This window comes from Prosthecobacter sp., assembly GCF_044236155.1.
Taxonomy (GTDB): domain Bacteria; phylum Verrucomicrobiota; class Verrucomicrobiia; order Verrucomicrobiales; family Verrucomicrobiaceae; genus Prosthecobacter.
In genome coordinates this window covers 27,215-43,999 of the sequence record NZ_JBIIHA010000036.1, presented here as the reverse complement: position 1 = coordinate 43,999, position 16,785 = coordinate 27,215, and the positions used below count along the sequence as shown (strand labels likewise).

The window sequence follows — 16,785 nt, the reverse complement described above, 5'->3', positions numbered from 1 at the left end:
GAAAAGATCAAACGCATGCAACGCGTGGCCACCCGGTATGACAAAACCGATGTTTCATTCATGGCTTTTGTCCTTCTTGCCATCTGCACTTTATCCCTCAGAAACCAATTTTAAAACACGCCCTAGTTAGGCGACTATGTATCGCGTGTTCCTAAACAACGAAGAAATTGGGACAACTTCGCTGGAGTCCGCTGATCCTCCGATGGGCGTCGTTTCCGGCAAGATTGCGTTCCATTCCTCCGCTTCGCCATACCGTCTTTTCTGGATCATTGCCGACTGCATAACGTCACCGTGAACGAGGAAGATCCGAAATATGAGTTCATCGACACACAGACGATTCCCGATCTTCACGTTCTTCGCTCCGACGGATTCGAGATCAGCGGCATCGGACGGTGTATTACCGGCTTCAGAGACGAAGGACACGAAATCACTATCCTTGGTATTCCGTATCCTTTCTACACAGAGGAGTTCCCGCACCACCGCAAAGCCTACGATGAACAGTTCAAGGCATAACCATGCGCTGCAGCGAGCAACTCCGGCTGTCACGCTGGCCGCTTCCGCCGCCACCTTGCCATCCGCCGCACAGCCAGCGCGCCAGCCTCCGCAGTCGCTGAGCTTGGGGTCGTTAGCTCTTCATAACTTCCACTCCCGCAGCATCGCCAATCCTTCGCGATTGCGTGGGGCGAGGGCCAGTGAGTCGAGCAGGTGACGTTTGGCCTCCGTGGCATCGCTTTCCTTCAACAGCTCGGCCAGTTTGAAGTGCGTCTGCGCCGCGCTGCCGGGATCGAGGATCAGCACGCGTTCGTAGGCGGCGATGGCCTCGGTGTTTTCCTTCAAGGCGGCATGCGCCTCCGCCAGCGCCCGCTGCGGCGTCACGAGGAACGGATTCAGCGCCGTGGCACGCTGCGCGTTCGACTTCACCTCCGCCCAGCGTTGTTTCGGCGCATCCAGTTCGATCAGACGCAGAAACGTGCTCTGCGCGCTCGATGATTGGGCCGCGCTCTTCCGCAGGACGGCGATTTCCTCGACCTCGCGCTTCAACTGGCGCAGCGCCATCACCTTGAGGCTGTAGCCGCTCTCCGCGCTGAAATCCTCCGGCAGCAGTTGGATCAAAACATCGGCCAGTCTGAGCACCTCAGGCCAGTTTTTCTGGTTCACCATTTCCTGCGCGTATTTCCGCGTCGCGGGCAGGTTGTTCGGATGCTCCTTCAAAAACGTGGAGAACGAGCCTTCATCAAAAGGATTCAATTCCTCCGGCTTCGGATCTTCCCAGTCGGCCTTGGCTCCAAAACCGAGCGCCCTGCCCTTGATGAACTTGGTGAAGCCTTTCTCGATCTCGTCCAGATCGTCGGTGTGCGACGCGATGGCGTCGTTGATGCGTTTTCCGGCGGCGAGATCACGCAGGATGCCCTGGAACTTCTCCTTGCCGTATTTCTCCAGCAGATACTCGACGACCTGGCTCGACTCGAAGTAGGCGAACATGAGGTGGTCCTGCGTCTCCGCGTTCATGAACGCGCCGCTGAGCCGCGAGACGGGCGTCAGCGTCTCCTCGTCGAGCACCATTTCGCGAAACGTCGCGTCCATCGGCATGCCCCACGCCGGATCGCGCTGGCGCTCCTCATACACGCTGATGCCCTCGCTCAACCAGCGCGGCATGCGGTTCTTCGTCACGCTGAGCGTGATCACATGACAAAACTCATGCCACAGCGTGCTTTCCCAGTTGTTGCGGCCATGAGCGAGGCTGCCAGGGCTGTTCATCGTCACCACCGTGCCGAAGCACACGCCCAGCATCCCCTGCCCGCCCAGCGCACCGAACGTGCGGATGGCGAAGTCCTGCTGCGCGCCGAAAAACTCCACCAGGACCGGCCTTTTCAGCTCCAGGCCATATTTCGGCGCGAGGACGGCCTTCGCATCCCGCAGCAGCTCCAGCGCGCGCTCGCCATAGATCGGCCAGTCGCGCTTCGGCATCTTCAGCGTGAAGTCCTCGAACGTCTTCGTGACGTAGCCGCCCATTTCCTTCTCCAGCAGGCCAAGGTTGTGCGCCTGGATGTTGTAGCCGTCCTCCGTGCGGATCGCTGCGGCCAGCTTCCAGGCCTCCTCCTCTTCACCGAGACGCAGCAGGTCATGGCAGAGCTGCACTTTGGCCGGCAGATACTTCGGATCAAACTCCAGCGCCTTCCGTTGATGCGCCGCGCTCTCCGCAAACCGATAGGCTCGCGACAAACAACGACCGATGATGTGATCCACCGCCGGATTTTTGTCCCAGCGCTTCAGCGCCTCCGCCCTCGCCGCGTCCATCTTCTTCTTGTCGGCATGAAACAGATGCGCCACCACCGCGCGCAGCGACCACGCCTGCGGATGGCCCTCATCATGATCGAGCACCTGCTGCACCGCCGCCTCGGCCTCGACAAACTTTTCACCGCCGACGAGCAGCTCGGCCCGCAGCAGATGCGCCGCCTTGTGATGCGGATTCAATTCAAGCGCCTTCGCGAGGTTCTCGACCGCCTTCTCGCGATCACTCGAGCGAAACGCCTCCGCCAGCCCAAGCCGAAGCGCCGCGGTCTCGCCATGCGCCTTCAAACCAGCGCGAAACACGTCCGCGGCCCGCTTCGCATCATCTTTGTCGAGCGCGAGATGCCCCTCGGCCAGATACGCGGCCTCCAGTTTCGCGTCCTTGCCCTGCGCGGTCTTGAAATACTGGGCGATGACCTTCTGTGCGTCCGCTCCAAACACCAGCGCCGCCTTCCCGAGCATCACGGTCTCCAGCGCGGTGCGATCCTTCGCCGGTTTCGCCTTCGCAGCTTCGTTCAAGGCTTTCAAAGCCTCCGCCATCACCTCCGTACTGCCGAGCATCTTCGCGAAATCATGCCGCAGCATGAGCAGCTCGAAATGACCCGGGAAAAACACCAGCGCCGTGCGCGATTCCTCGAGCGCTGTCTCGATCTGGCCGAGTTCGACCAACGCCTTCAGCCGGTAAATCCGCCACTCCGGCGCCTTCAGCCCCTTTTCCACCGCCGCCTCGCCAATGCGCGCCACGAGTTCGTAATCTCCGCGCGCCAGCAATTCACCCACCGGTCCCAGATTGCGGTCCTCGAAGATTTTTTCGAGGTCGATCTGCTGCGCGTGCAAGGCGGAGGTCGTGATGAAAAGCAGCAGAAGGGCTGGAAGCAGGCGCATAATTTCAAATCGCGTTCAAACACACGCTTCTCGCACAAGTTGTGCCGGATTAAGCGGCGATCAGACACTGCTAAACGAAAAGATAAACGACCCAACTCAACTTCGCCTGCCTGGCGCCAAAATCCAAATAAGCAACGCCTCTGTCGCACAAATTTGGCGCCCTGATGCCACCAGAAGCTGTAACTCTGTCGCCAGCCTTCAGTTTGGCAGCCCGATCATTCTCACTTTTGGGCAACTCTGGATGGGGGTATTTCGAGGCGGGCTAAAAAAGCGGATTTACAGCTTCAAAAAAAGGGGGGCTTCATCCCAGTCACGTGTGGCTTAGGCGGTGACTGCTTTGAGCCGCGACGGAAGCATTCCCCTAAGATTACTTCGCACATCTTGAGGAAGCCAGCGCTCGTGGATGCGACGGCCTGTTCACGCTCGACATGGGCCACGGCGACGATCTCCCGTGCCACCTTTGCGGGGCTGTCGGATGCACGCTCGGCAGTGAACTTCAACAGGTCGGCGCTGCGGACCACCGTGGCGGCCAAAAACGCGACCTTCAAGAAACTGCGCAAACGCATGCGCGACCTGATCAAGGAGCTGGACTTCCTGATGGCCCGGGATGATCCGCGCCGACGGCGCTTCGGTCTGAGACGTGCCTGCGGCCGAAAACGATTCCGCACCCGGTGGTGCAGGTGACGCTCACCGCGCTAGGCGACGGCCTGGTGGAAGTGAGGTGACCCCTGCCCCGCATCCGAAACGCTACCGCGTGCAGATGCACCTTGCGGGCGCGGAAGTCTTCGATCCCGTCATCACCGTACACGACACCGAAGCGGTGCTCCAGCATCTCGCGCCGGCAGCACGATAGAAGTCCGTGTGATCGCCGCGAACAAGCTGGATGAAGCCGCCCCAAGTCCGGTCGCGACGGTGGTGGTGAGTTGAGGGCGACGGCCACTTTAGTCCATCGTCCCACGGACCCCGAACCCGCGCTTGCAAAGCGCCTTAAACTCGCCATGGACTCTGGCTCTTATGCCAGCCACCCCCGTCATCAATCTCCGCAAAGGACACGCCGTCCGCTACAACAACGACATTTGCGTCGTCTCCGACTTCGAACTCAAGACGCCGCCGCGCATGGCCTCGTTCGTACAGATGTCCGTCCGCAGCATCACCATCGGCAAGATGTACAACCTGCGCATGACCTCCAACGAGTCGCTGGAGTCCGTGAACCTCTCCCGTGACGCCCACGAGTACAGCTACAAGGACGGCGACGGCTACCACTTCATGCACCCGGATACCTTCGAGGACGTGCTCCTCGGCGAGGACATGGTGAAGGACGCGAAGAACTACCTCATCGAAGGCCAGAAGTACCTCATCCTCCTCGCTGACGACGTGGTCGCCGGCATCGAACTGCCGGCCTCCGTGATCATGACCGTCGCCGAATCCCCCGAGGGCGTGAAGGGCGACTCCGCCAACAATGTGTACAAAGAAGCCATCATGGAGACCGGCCTGCGCGTGCAGGTCCCCCTCTTCATCGGCCCCGGCGACAAAATCAGCGTGAAGACCGAGGACGGCACCTACCTTGGCCGCTCGAACTGAGTTTCGCCCGGTTGATTCGATTCAAGACGACGCCTGACTGTGAAAGCAGTCAGGCGTTTTTGTTGAGTGATGAATCACGACTCCCCTCTCCTTGATCGAAGGCGAGCGCGGCCATCTCGCGGTAGTAGGAACAGGATTGGAGGAGGGTTTCGTGTGTGCCGTGAGCGAGGACGCGGCCTTGGTGAAGGACGTAGATGGCGTCGGCGGCGGTGATGGTGCTGAGGCGGTGCGCGATGACGAGGCTGGTGCGGTTGGCGCGGAGTTTGGCGAGCGCCTGCTGGATGAGCTGCTCGGATTTCACATCGACCGATGAGGTGGCTTCATCGAGCAGCAGAATCGGTGCGTCTTTGAGGAAGGCGCGGGCCAGGGCGAGGCGCTGACGCTCGCCACCGCTCAACAAAACGCCGCGTTCGCCGACCTCGGCATCGAGACCTTTGGGAAGACGCTTGATGAAGTCTTCGGCACAGGCATTGCGCAGCGCGGACCACAGTTCGTCGTCGGTGGCGTTGGTTTTGCCGAGCAGGAGGTTGTCGCGCACGGTTCCGGCGAAGAGGAACGACTCCTGCGTGACGTAGGCGAGCGATTGGCGCAGCGAGCGTTTGCTGATTTGTGTCAGAGGAATGCCATCGAGCGTGATGGTGCCGCTTTGCGGATCGTAGAAGCGGGTGAGGAGCTGGAAGAGGGTGCTTTTGCCGGAACCGGTGGCACCGACGATGGCGATGGTTTGATGACGCTGCGCAGAGAGCGAGATGTCGTGCAGCACGGGCTTGTCCTCGCGATAAGCGAAGGAAACGGAGCGGAATTCGATGTCGCCGCGGATGTTTTCGAGCGCCTGGCCGGAATCGAGGTCCTCCTCGGTTTCGTCATCGAGGATGGCGAAGACGCGTTTCGCGGCAGCGAGGCCGTTCAGCAGTGTTTGATTGACGCCGTGGAGGCGGGCGATGGGTTCGTAGAGGAATCCGACGAGCAGGATGAACTGCATCAACTGGCCGGGCGTCATGCTGCCCTGCACGCACCACCACGAACCGGCCATGAGCAGCAGCACGAGGCCGAGATTGCCGAGCAAGGTCATGGACGGCGCGTAAAACGCCCACGCGGCCATGAGACGCGTTTGTTTGTCTTTGAGACGATGGCTGGCGGCGAGGAATTTTTCCTGACGCATGTCCTCCGCAGTGAAACTCTTGATTTGACGGATGCCGGTGAGTGTGTCGTGCAGCGTGGCGTTGAGCGCGCTCGTGGCTTCACGCGCGGCGGTGGCGCGTGGAGAAACCCAGCGCGAATAAATCCATCCACCGGCGGCAATGAACGGCGTGGGGGCGAGAACCAATAGCGCGAGCTTCGTGTCCGCGATAAGCATGACCACGGCCGTGATGAGTATCTGGAGAACGGCAATGAGGCCCTGTTCGATGCCTTCGAGGATCACGCGCTGTGTGGCGGGCACGTCGTCGGCGAGCTTGGTGAGGATGTCGCCTGTGCTTTGATGATCGAACCAGCGCAGCGGCAGGAGTTCGACCTTGCGATGAAGCTGTCCGCGCAAATCGGTGATCATGCGCTGCTCGAAGGTGCAGTTCACGCGGGTGCGGAAGTAGAACAACGTTTCGCGCAAGGTGAAGGCGAGGATGGCGAGTCCGCCGGCCTGCCAGATGAGATCGGTGCCGCGCTGCGGGATGATTTCGTCGATGAACCAGCGCACCACGCCGGGAAACACGAAGATGAGCGACGTACCACCGACGGCGAGAGCAAACTGCAGCGCCGCGATGCGCCAATGGCCGCGTGCAAACGTGAGCAGGCAACGCAGAGCACTGCGGTTCGTCATTGGCTCTGGCTTGTCGTCCATGCGAAGGCTAGACGAGCGAGCGCGGAGCGGGATTCAAGTGGATGTGGCGGACAAGCCTGAGACAGTGTTTCGTCAGGGCAGGATCTTTTTGAGGTCATTCCCAACCAGCAACTCCACCGATCACAATATAAGCAATCAAAAGACTGAATGCGATGCCTGCCAGGCCGCATAAAACATCCATCGTGATGTAAAGCCAGCTCTCGTGCTTCCATCGTTCTCGCATTTGACGGCGGAACGAAGGTGAGAAGATAAACCGCCACCCGCCGAGCGTCGCACGAAACCAATCGGCGAACTCGAGCGTGTCAAAGAGCGACATATGCTTGGCTTTGACCTAGCCGACGAGATGCACTTTGGGCATCGGAACGACGAACTTGCCGCCGCGGGCGAGGAACTCGGTCTCGCGGGTGAGGAACTCGGGCATGAAGTGCCAGGGCAGCACGAGGTAATAGTCCGGCTTCGCGGCGCGGGACTCTTCCTCGGAGATGATCTTGATCTGCGTGCCGATGGTGTACTTGCCCCACTTCACCGGATTGCGGTCGGCGATGGCAGGCACGAGGTCGGGCGTGACATTGCAGTATTGCAGCGTGGTGCTGCCCTTGGTCGATGCGCCATAGCCGTGGACGAGCTTGCCCTCGGCCTTCGCTTTCTTCAGGAAGGCGGTGAGGTCGGTGCGGATGCGCTCGATGTTGTCGCGGAAGACGGCGTAGGGCGCGTCGGAGTCGATCGCCATTTCGAATTCGCGGATGCGCAGCTCCTGCACGCGGGCAGCGGCTTCAGCGCTCGGTTTGACCTGGCCGGCATGGGCGACAACGAGGCGGAAGCTGCCGCCGTTCACGTCGTTGAGGTGCACGTCGATGACTTCGAGACCGTGGTCGCCAAAGAGGCGCTCCAGCACTGCAAGCGAGTAGTATTCGAGGTGCTCGTGGCAGATGGTGTCGAAGCTGTTGATGTCGAGCATTGCGGGCAGGTAGCTCTGCTCGAGAATCCAGATGCCGTCGGTGGCGAGGACGCTGGCGATGTCCTGCACGAAGGCGTGCGGGTTCTCCAAGTCGTAGAACATGGAAATGCTGGTGACGACGCGGGCTTTTTCGACGGCGTGAGCGCTTTTGAAGGCGCGGGCGCTGAAGAAGTCGTTCACAACCTGGAAGCCTTTGGCGCGCGCTTTGAGAGCTACGTCGGAAGGATCGATGCCGATGTGGCGCAGGCCCTGCGTTTTGTAGCTGGAGAGGAGGGTGCCGTCGTTGCAACCGATGTCGAGCACAATGTCGTTCGCCTTGAGCGTGACGGTCTGCTCCACCAGCGCCGTGATGCCGGCGAGGTTGTCGCGCATGGACTGGTTGATGCCAGATTCGTAGTAGTAGCGGTGGTAGAGCACCTTCGGCGGCACGGAATGGCGCATCTGCACGAGGCCGCAGGCGTTTTCATCGACGGAAGGGTCGCAACGGACGAGATCGAGCGGAACCTTGCGCTTGATGAGCGCGCTGCCGTCCTCGCTGGCGAGGACGCCTCCGATGAACTGGTCGCCGAGGCTGACGACGGGCGTGAGGCTGCGTGAACCGCAGATGCGGCAGGTGTTGCGGGTGATGAGAACGGGTCGGAAAGCCTGGATTGCCATAGGGTCAATTGGCATAGGTGCGCAGGCGTGTCCAGCCGGACTTCACGTGTTCAAGTTCTCGCCGTCGCACGGTTCTCAAGAAACCAGCGATAGGTGTGCGCGACGCCTTCACGAAAACCCGTCTTCGCTTTCCAGCCAAGCTTTTCCATGCGGCTGATGTCGAGTAGACGACGTGGATTGCCATCCGGCTGCGAGGTGTCCCATCGAATCTCGCCTTGATAGCCGACAATCTCGCGGATGATCTCGGCGGCCTCACGAATGCTGATCTCCCACCCGCAGCCGATGTTGATGATCTCGGAGCTGCTGTAGTTCTCAAGCAGGAAGGCGCAGGCCGAGGCGAGGTCGTCAACGAAGAGGAACTCACGTTTCGGTGTGCCACTGCCCCAAAGCGTCACCGTCGGCGCATTCGTCCGCTTTGCCTCATGGAAACGGCGGACAAGGGATGGCAGCACGTGGGAGTGCTCGGGATCGAAGTTGTCGAAGGGGCCGTAAAGATTCGCCGGCATGCCACAGATGAAATCGCGGCCGTGCTGATGGCGGTAGCCCTGGCAGAGCTTGATTCCGGCGATCTTGGCAACGCCGTAGGGAGCGTTCGTTTCCTCCATCGGCCCGGTGAGCAGGCTGTCCTCGCGGATGGGCATCTCGACCACCTTGGGATAGATGCAGGTGCTGCCGAGGAAGAGCACCTTCTTCGCATCGTAACGATGCGCGGCGGAGAGGACCGAGTTCTGAATCTGCAGGTTGTCGAGCAGGAAATCGACCGGCTGCGTGTAGCTGGCCTTAATGCCGCCAACCTTCGCGGCGGCGAGAATCACGTATTCGGGGCGCTCGGCTTCGAAGAATGCATTGGTGGCCTGCTGATCCCGCAGGTCGAGTTCCGCGCGGCTGCGGGTGATGATCTGCCACTGAGGTTTGTCGGCATAAAAGCGCAGCAGCGCACGACCGACGAGACCGTTGTGACCAGTGATGAAAAGCTTGCCTCCGGATAAAGACATGAAGCTCGTTTAGCGAGCGTGTTTACCGGTGTCCAGCGGAGCTTCTCATTTGGCTCCAGCTTTGCTGGAGAAGAAGTGGCGACCCCTACGAGAATCGAACTCGTGTCGCATCCGTGAAAGGGATGTGTCCTAACCGCTAGACGAAGGGGTCATTTGCTCGGGACGAGCGGGCCGGGATAGTGCGTTCGATGCGCGATTGCGCAAGGGAAAATTCATGTGGATTCAAAATCTTCAACCCAGCTCTCCCTGGCACGCTTTCAGCATCATTTGAGTCAAGTGACCCGCCGCCGCTGTTTGTTACGATTGCACACAAGGCGACGGCCCCTGCGATGGCTTCAGAAAAACCATGAAAAAATCTTGAACTGCGACGCTGCAATATTTAATCTCACTTAATCAACGCAAATACCGGGGTATTTGTTTATAAAAACTAGATTTTCCACACAGGCTTGCTACTTTGCTGAGTCGGGCCGCTTCATCCTCTGATGAGTTTTTCGTTCCGAAGTTTGTTCCAGCGCGAAGCCGGTTCCCCTGAACCGGCCCAGGCAGGTCAACAGCACTTCCCGAAAACGCATCCGGGCATGACGGACGCGATGAATACCAGTCACTCCCTCATGCAAGCATCTCCCACACTGCAAGCTCCCGCCGGTGCCTCTCCATTCCAAATCGGCGGCAATCCCCTTTTTAAAACAGCGGGCAAGGAGCCGATTTCCGCGCCTCCGATCAATTCGTCCTCCGGCATGTCCCCGTTCGCCATCGCCGGCGCCACGCCAACCAACGCGCCGCTCACGGTTGGAGATGTGATTGACCAGCTTCCGCCCGAGGTCGTGCGCGCCGGAGCCCTCCCCGCCGAACAGCCATTGTCCCTGCCGCCGGCGCTGCTGGAAAATGCCCTGCGCAGCGGGCAGGCGGCGCTGCCCGTGTTTGAATTGTATCGTGTCTGTCCGGCACTTTTCCAAATGCCCATCTCTCCCCAAGATCCACGGCTGGTGCCGTTGCCGGCGGCAAAGCTCCCTGGCTTGATCCTTCAGGCACGAGAGGGACAGGAGGCTGCTGGAAAGAACGCAATGCATCCCGCTTCCCCGTCGCCTTTCTCTCTGGCGCAGCTCTCCTCCCATCCTCCGGCATCCACTTTTCAACTGGCCGCAAAACCGGAAGTAGAAGCTGCTACGGCCCAACCGTTCCCGATGAGTCCTTTTGCCGTGGCCGCTCCGGCGCATGCGCCGTCGGAATCCGCCTCAGCCGCGCCTGCATCTCCGTTCTCCATCAAACCGGCGGCGGAAAACACGGCTCCAAGCCCGTTTTCGATCAAACAGGAACCGCAGACGGCCAGTCCGTTCTCGATCAAGCCCGCCTCACCACAAGAACCAGCGCCAACTCAGCCGCAACCTGGCTTCTCCGCAGGAAACTCTCCTTTTAGCTTGATCCAGCCTGTGGCCTCACCTTTTGCGGCATCGGCTTCTGCTTCTCCATTTGCAGCCGTGCCGTCGGCGGCATCCTCTTCTCCATTCGCCGCAGCATCAGCGCCTGGCTCGAACTCTCCGCAGGATTCCATTAGCAGCCTCTTCACTGCAAAAGCACCTGAACCAAGTCCGACACCGACACCACAGGCAACAACATCCGCACCTCCTAGTCTGCCCTTTGGCTCCGCTTTTGCGGCAGCGATGAAGGAACCCGATCGGGCGCATTCCCCTGCTCCGCAACCATTCGCTCCTGTGCAGGCAACGACGCCCCCCATGCCTGCTCCAAACAGCGCCGCCTCCGGCATGGCAAAGCTCGGTTTCTCAGCCGTGCTGGCTGGTTACAGCGTCGAGGAGCTGGGCTTCAACCCGGTCATGGTCCCCGCTTGGATCACGACCAGCGTTCCTGCCAGCACGCTGAACGAGCAGATTTCCTCCGGCAGCGTCACCATTGAGCTCGGAGCGCTCGTGGACGGTCTTTCGGACATCGGCTTCCGCAACACACTCACCGCTGCGAAACGCGATGTTCGGATCAAACTGCCGCAAAACGAGGTTTTTCACGCGCTCACAAGCATGTCAGCCGCTCCGGCGGTTTCAGCGCCACCATCTGCGCCGCAGCAGGAGACCGCCTTCCGACCCGCCGCACCTGCGAGTAACGCCTTTGTTATCCAGCCCGGCGCGCCCGCAGGGCAGGTCACGCGCGTCGAGCCTGCCAGCCCTCCATCCCCATTCGCCGCTCCTTCGGCGCAAACCATCGCACCTCAGGCGGTCCAGCCAACGCCACATCCCCTTTCCGCGTTCGCCTCTCCGTCTGTGGCGAGCGAAGGGGCAGCCCAGCCTTCCTTCCCGCAACCAGCATCCTCGTCACTGTTCGCTCCGAAATTCGGCGCGGCCCTGAATCCCTTCGCGCAAAGCCAGCCTCCTGCACCCCAGGCAGAAGCTGCTCCAGCCGCCGCCCCTGCTCCTCAACAGCCTTTCGGAGGCACTTCTCCATTCGCATTCACACCGCCCGTTCCCTCCGAAGCACCGGTCAAAGCACATCCTCAGCCATCCTCCAACCCGGTGCAACCGCTCGCAGGTGTCTTCCAGCCTTTTGGCAGCCCGCCTCCTTCCCAGCCTGCTTCAGTTCAGGCACCTTTGACTAAACCCTTCGATCCTTTTGCGGCCTCCTCAGGCCAGCCAAGTTCTCCATTGCTCAAACCGCAGCAGGAATCCGGTTTCAGCAGCGCCCAATTGCTCGGGCAGGCCCAGGCTCCGCTCGCGCCCCAAACGCCCGGGATGTTTTCTCCGCCGCCGGCAAATCTCTTCAAACCCGCGCCTGAGTTTGGCGAGCCACCTCACGCGCATGAACCCGCCAGAGCCCCGGCCGCCACCCGTGGCCTGTTCGGAGCACCTCCGCCCGCCAGCGCCCCCCTCTTTTCTGAAGCAGCGCCATCCGCCAAGTCCGCCTCAGAGTTCAAACCGGCCCCGACTCCAGCACAATCTGCGGCCTCTCCGGCCAAAATGACGCCGGTGAAGCATTCCTTCCTCGGCCTCTCCCCCGTGGACACGCAAACCGACCAGCTTCTCCTCCGCGCCCTGCTTGGAACCGAGGAAAACCTCGCCGCGCCGCGAGTGGTCGAGCTGCTCGCCACCCAGCACGGCCTCAGCGCCTGCGTCTGCCTGCATGGCTCGCACGTGCTCAGCCACGCCGACGCCTCAAAGCCAGACTCCACCGAGTTCCAGCGCCAGGCGCCCGAGATCGCCCGCCAACTCCGCGGACTCGCGCCGCTCATCGGCATCGAAGGCGCGGAAACCTTCACCTTGAACGCGAGCGGCCGCCTACTCACCTTCTGCTTCCCAGGCAGCACAATCGTCGCCGTCCTGCACGATGACGAGCCATCCATCGGCCTGCGTGACAAGATCACCCTCATCGCCCGCGAACTCTCCCGCATGCTCGGTTAGAATGGATGGCTCCATCCGGGGCATTCATCGTTCGTCATTTTGGTTTCGTCATTTCTTCCGTCATGCCCAGCATCAACCACGACGAGCACACGATCAGCTTCAAGATCGTCTATTGCGGCACTCCGCTCAGCGGGAAGACCACCAACCTCCAGCAGATCCACGCCAAGCTCGACCCCAAAGGCTGCTCCGACCTCGTCTCGCTCTCCACCGCCCAGGATCGCACGTTGTTTTTTGACTTTCTCGCCGTCGAGGCCGACGCGCTCCCCGGCTACAAGACCACCTTTCATCTCTACACCGTCCCCGGTCAGGTCACCTACAACGCCACGCTCCAGCTCGTGCTCCGTCAGGCCGACGGAGTCGTTTTTGTCATCGATTCCCAGATGGACCGTCAGCGTGACAACTTGCAGTCCCTGCAAAGCCTGGAGGCCAACCTGCGCATGAACGGGAGCGCGCTCGAACGGCTGCCCATCGTGCTCCAATACAACAAGCGCGACCTCCCCAACGCCGCGCCAGTCGAATACCTCGAATACCTCTTCAACAACCGGCCCGCTCCTTTCCTCAGCTTCGGATCCGACGCCCGCACCGGTCGCAACGTCCTCGCCACGCTCAACGCCATCTCCCAGGCCGTCCTCCATCAGTTCCGCCTGCGCACGGCTGCCGAAAACTCGCCGGACGAGCTTCCCACCGAAGCCCTCGCCTCGGCTTGAGCATCACCTCCGCCTTGAAAATGGAACTCGCATCCCTGGCAGCCATTCCCGGTGTCATACAAGCCGCCGTGGCGGACGAATCAGGCTGCGTCATCGCATGCGCGGGCGGGAGCGAGCCTCCCTCCACCGTCATTCTCGTCCTCGCCCACGCCACCCTCTCCGCCGCGAACGAGCTGGGCCACCGCGGCGGCGGCGGTGAATGCGCTGACATCATCCAGCAGCACGCCAATGGCGTCATTTACCTTCGCAGCCTGCCGCGGCGCCGACTTTTGCTCGCCCGCTGTCAAAGCATGGATTCCATCCCCGCGCTCCGCGCCGCCTGCCAGCACCTCGCTGGGTCTGATGCAGCCGTTGAGGCAAAGCCGGCCGTCCCTGTCCTCGATCTCTCCTCCGCCCTTCACGCCGAGCCCGCGTGGTGAAAATAATGTTCCGGTTCGTCATCTCCAGTCTCAGCCTCTCCTGCGCTCTCCATGCGCAAGAACTGAAGCGTTTCGACTACACCGCGCCCTTGATGGCCACCACCTTCCGCATCTCCCTGCATGCGGAATCCAAGGAGAAGGCCGAAACCGCCGCCGACGCCGCCTTCAAGCACATCGCCTTCCTCAACACCGTCTTCTCCGACTACGAGCCCAACAGCGAGCTCATGCGGCTCTGCAACGCCGGTCCTGGCACGCCCTTCAAAGCCAGCCCCGCGTTGTTTGACCTCATCTCCCGCTCCCTCGACTTCGCCCGCCTCACTGACGGTTCTTTTGACATCACCTGCGGCAACCTCTCGCAGCTCTGGCGGCGCACCAAACGCGTCAAAAAACTGCCGCCTGCAGACCGTCTCGCCAAAGCCCTCGCCGCCACCGACTGGCGTGCCGTCCAGCTCGATGCTAAGGCGCAAATCATAACGCTGACAAAGTCCGGCATGCTCCTCGACCTCGGCGGCATCGCCAAAGGCTACGCCGCGGATGCCGCTTTGCGCATTCTGCGCGAAAACGGCATCAACCGCGCACTCGTCATGGCGGGTGGGGACATCGCCATCGGCGACCCGCCGCCCGGTGAAGACGCCTGGGACATCAAACTGCGCACCTTCACCAAACCCGCCCCCGGCGGCGAGGAACTGATGGAGACCGTCCGCCTCAAAAACTGCGGCGTCTCCACATCAGGAGATCTCTATCAGTTCACCGAGATCGACGGCGTGCGTTACTCGCACATCGTCTCTCCGAAGACCGGCCTCGGACTCACCGACCGAATCGCCTGCACCGTCATCGCCCCCAACTGTACCACCAGCGATGCCTTGGCGACCACCATGTGTGTCCTGGGAAAAGAACGCGGCGAATCTCTTGCCGCCGCACAACCGGGAGTGACCGTCAAATTTGCCAAGCCTTGAAGCTAGAAGCTTGATCAAACATACTCCAGCAACGCCTTGATCACCTTCCGCTCGCTCACGGCCTTGAAAGCATCCGCGATGTGCTCCAGCGGGAAACGATGGGTGATGAAGTCGGCGGAGTTGAGCTTGCCTTCGCGAATCCACTGGCAGAGCGCGGTTTGGGCTTCCTTTTCGTAGCGCCGCGTGGGCCACTGGTGGACGAAGAGGTTGAAGTTGAAGTCGGCTTTCGCCTTGTCGATGTGCAGGACGCCATGTGTGAGGACGCCGTAAATGCAGTGCGAGCCGCCGCGACGCAGCAGCGGCAGCCCCTGCTGCACGATGTCGGGATGTCCGACGGCGTCGATGACCGCGTCGAGCTTGTTCCCGCGAATCTTCGCGAGTTCGCTGATCTCCACATCGCCGGGTTTGAACGCCGCGTCGGCTCCAAAAGCCAGCGCCTTGGCCTGTTTGTCCGCATGGCGGTCCACAATGCCGATCCAACCCAGTCCGAAGAGCCGTCCGAGCTTCACGAAGCTCAGGCCGACTGGGCCAGCGCCGAAGATGAGCACGTCATCGCCGGGCTGGAGATGGAAATCGCGAAACGCGCCCAAGACCTCGCGCCAGGTGCAGAGCAGCACGGCCTGTTCCGGCGGAATGTCCGCGTCCACGCGGGTTTGAATCTCGAAGACCTCCACCCAGCCATGCGCTTCATCGGCCACGCCATCAGCGACCATCGCGTCGTGATCGTTCGCCAGCGTGAACTCGCCAAAGCCGCCCCAGCCGGAGTCCACGCCCTCTTTTTGAAGATCAAAAACCAATCCGCCGACGGCCTGATCACCCACCTTGAAGTTTTTCACCTTCTCACCGACCTCGACGACAATGCCGACGCTCTCATGGCCCAGCGCGAAGGGAAATTTGTCCTCCATGCCCGGAAACGTACCGCCGAGCAGCTCCGAATCCGTGCGATTGCACAGGCAGGCGCATTCTGTGCGTACCAGCGCCTGATACGGCCCCGGCCTCGGCTGCGGCGTGTCGAGGATGGCGAGCTCTCCGGGTGAGGTGGCGATGACAGACTTCATGGGCTGCGCATCGGAACACGCGGCCCGTGCGAGCGCAAGCTGGGAGATGTCATTCGCCATATCCACACTGGAAATCTGCCTGTTTCTTGCTTTGAGAACATTCGCCCCATGCTTCGCACGCTGCTCGATTACCTGCTCTGGCCCCTGATTCTCCTCGCCGCTCTGATTCCGACGGGAATCGGCATCGCCAACGGCCACGGACCGCTGGCCTTCAACCTCACCTACTTCAGCCTCGCCGCGCTGCTGTTCGTGCTGGAGAAAGTTCGCCCGCATGAAAAGCGGTGGCTGGAGTCGGACGGCCAGGAAATCCCCGATCTGGCCCACACCGCCTTCACGAAATCTTTCGTGCAGTTGCTCGTCGTTTCAGCCGCCCAATTCGGCCTCGCCAGCGTGGTGGGTGGCGATCAAGGCACGGGGCTATGGCCGAATCACTGGCCGGTTTTCGCCCAGGTCTTGCTCGGTCTCGTCATTGCGGAGTTTGGCCTCTACTGGGCGCATCGCGTTGCCCATGAATGGATGCCGCTGTGGTATTTCCACGCCGTACATCACAGCTCGAAGAAGCTTTGGTTCTTCAACACCGGCCGCTTTCACATCATCGACACGCTCAAAAGCATGATCTTTTCCGCTCCGCTGCTCGCGCTGGCGGGCGCGCCGAAGTTTGTCGTCGAGTACTTCGGCGCGATCACGGCCTACATCGGCTTTCTGACGCACTGCAACATCCAGATGCGCTTCGGCTGGCTGAATTACATCTTCAACACCCCCGCCCTGCACCGCTGGCACCACTCAATGGACCTACGGGAGGGCAACAAAAACTACGGCGAGAACCTCATGCTGTGGGATCTCATTTTCGGTACCTACTACGACGACACCAACCGCCGCCCACCTGCGAATATCGGCATCAAGGACGCCATGCCAAAGTCCTTCTGGGGCCAGATCATCGAGCCCTTCCGCTGGAAGAAGTTCCAGGCGGCCGCAAAAGCCGGGGAAGCGAAACAGGAGCTGCTTTAGGCCGACCGTTGGTTTGGTGACGGATTTGTCA

The 16,785-nt window shown here is 61.0% G+C and carries 15 protein-coding genes and 1 tRNA gene; 9 read left to right on the top strand and 7 right to left on the bottom strand.

The features are described 5' to 3' along the window. The first annotated feature begins 291 nt into the window (after positions 1–291). Positions 292–513, top strand: a complete 222-nt coding sequence (locus ACILSE_RS21145) for a hypothetical protein (protein WP_395719429.1) — start codon at positions 292–294, stop codon at positions 511–513. Between the two features lie 120 nt (positions 514–633). On the opposite strand, the gene ACILSE_RS21140 is transcribed toward ACILSE_RS21145, so the two are convergent. Further along, complete coding sequence (locus tag ACILSE_RS21140) at positions 634–3,177, bottom strand: peptidase MA family metallohydrolase (protein ID WP_395719428.1); 2,544 nt, start codon at positions 3,175–3,177, stop codon at positions 634–636. Positions 3,178–3,558: 381 nt separating this feature from the next. Here ACILSE_RS21140 and ACILSE_RS21135 point away from each other — a divergent pair, with 381 nt between their 5' ends. The 3 genes from ACILSE_RS21135 (at position 3,559) to ACILSE_RS21125 (ending at position 4,758) form a co-directional block, all read left to right on the top strand. After that, positions 3,559–3,861 carry a hypothetical protein gene (locus ACILSE_RS21135; RefSeq protein ID WP_395719427.1) on the top strand — a complete coding sequence of 101 codons (303 nt, stop codon included), beginning with the start codon at positions 3,559–3,561 and terminating at the stop codon, positions 3,859–3,861. Between the two features lie 37 nt (positions 3,862–3,898). Then, a complete protein-coding gene (locus ACILSE_RS21130; protein ID WP_395719426.1) occupies positions 3,899–4,030 on the top strand; it encodes a hypothetical protein in 132 nt (43 codons plus the stop codon). A gap of 161 nt (positions 4,031–4,191) precedes the next feature. Further along, positions 4,192–4,758 (top strand): elongation factor P, encoded by a 567-nt coding sequence (locus ACILSE_RS21125; RefSeq protein ID WP_395719425.1) that lies wholly within the window; start codon positions 4,192–4,194, stop codon positions 4,756–4,758. A gap of 49 nt (positions 4,759–4,807) precedes the next feature. Here ACILSE_RS21125 and ACILSE_RS21120 read toward each other — a convergent pair whose 3' ends face one another. From ACILSE_RS21120 to ACILSE_RS21100, 5 genes are all read right to left on the bottom strand, one after another. Continuing rightward, positions 4,808–6,595 carry an ABC transporter ATP-binding protein gene (locus ACILSE_RS21120; protein ID WP_395719424.1) on the bottom strand — a complete coding sequence of 596 codons (1,788 nt, stop codon included), beginning with the start codon at positions 6,593–6,595 and terminating at the stop codon, positions 4,808–4,810. A 94-nt stretch (positions 6,596–6,689) separates the two neighbouring features. After that, positions 6,690–6,911 (bottom strand): hypothetical protein, encoded by a 222-nt coding sequence (locus tag ACILSE_RS21115; protein ID WP_395719423.1) that lies wholly within the window; start codon positions 6,909–6,911, stop codon positions 6,690–6,692. A 15-nt stretch (positions 6,912–6,926) separates the two neighbouring features. After that, on the bottom strand, positions 6,927–8,210 hold the full coding sequence (locus ACILSE_RS21110; protein WP_395719422.1) for a class I SAM-dependent methyltransferase: 1,284 nt from the start codon (positions 8,208–8,210) through the stop codon (positions 6,927–6,929). A gap of 50 nt (positions 8,211–8,260) precedes the next feature. Beyond that, positions 8,261–9,205: a GDP-L-fucose synthase family protein gene (locus ACILSE_RS21105; protein ID WP_395719421.1), complete on the bottom strand. Its 945-nt coding sequence runs from the start codon at positions 9,203–9,205 to the stop codon at positions 8,261–8,263. Positions 9,206–9,281: 76 nt separating this feature from the next. Continuing rightward, positions 9,282–9,356: transfer RNA gene (locus ACILSE_RS21100), tRNA-Glu, on the bottom strand. 1,582 nt (positions 9,357–10,938) lie between these two features. On the opposite strand from ACILSE_RS21100, the gene ACILSE_RS21095 reads away from it, so the two are divergent. The 4 genes from ACILSE_RS21095 to ACILSE_RS21080 all read left to right on the top strand — a co-directional run bounded on the left by ACILSE_RS21095 (position 10,939) and on the right by ACILSE_RS21080 (position 14,688). After that, positions 10,939–12,606 carry a hypothetical protein gene (locus ACILSE_RS21095; protein WP_395719420.1) on the top strand — a complete coding sequence of 556 codons (1,668 nt, stop codon included), beginning with the start codon at positions 10,939–10,941 and terminating at the stop codon, positions 12,604–12,606. 62 nt (positions 12,607–12,668) lie between these two features. Further along, the gene (locus ACILSE_RS21090; RefSeq protein ID WP_395719419.1) at positions 12,669–13,313 is read left to right on the top strand and encodes a GTP-binding protein; all 645 of its coding nucleotides are present in this window, start codon (positions 12,669–12,671) and stop codon (positions 13,311–13,313) included. A gap of 20 nt (positions 13,314–13,333) precedes the next feature. Continuing rightward, positions 13,334–13,732: a hypothetical protein gene (locus tag ACILSE_RS21085; protein WP_395719418.1), complete on the top strand. Its 399-nt coding sequence runs from the start codon at positions 13,334–13,336 to the stop codon at positions 13,730–13,732. Between the two features lie 5 nt (positions 13,733–13,737). Then, positions 13,738–14,688: an FAD:protein FMN transferase gene (locus ACILSE_RS21080; protein WP_395719417.1), complete on the top strand. Its 951-nt coding sequence runs from the start codon at positions 13,738–13,740 to the stop codon at positions 14,686–14,688. Positions 14,689–14,702: 14 nt separating this feature from the next. Here ACILSE_RS21080 and ACILSE_RS21075 read toward each other — a convergent pair whose 3' ends face one another. Further along, positions 14,703–15,746 (bottom strand): zinc-binding dehydrogenase, encoded by a 1,044-nt coding sequence (locus tag ACILSE_RS21075; protein ID WP_395719416.1) that lies wholly within the window; start codon positions 15,744–15,746, stop codon positions 14,703–14,705. Positions 15,747–15,854: 108 nt separating this feature from the next. Between ACILSE_RS21075 and ACILSE_RS21070 the strand changes: the two genes are divergently transcribed. Continuing rightward, on the top strand, positions 15,855–16,754 hold the full coding sequence (locus ACILSE_RS21070) for a sterol desaturase family protein (RefSeq protein WP_395719415.1): 900 nt from the start codon (positions 15,855–15,857) through the stop codon (positions 16,752–16,754). Positions 16,755–16,785 lie beyond the last annotated feature (31 nt).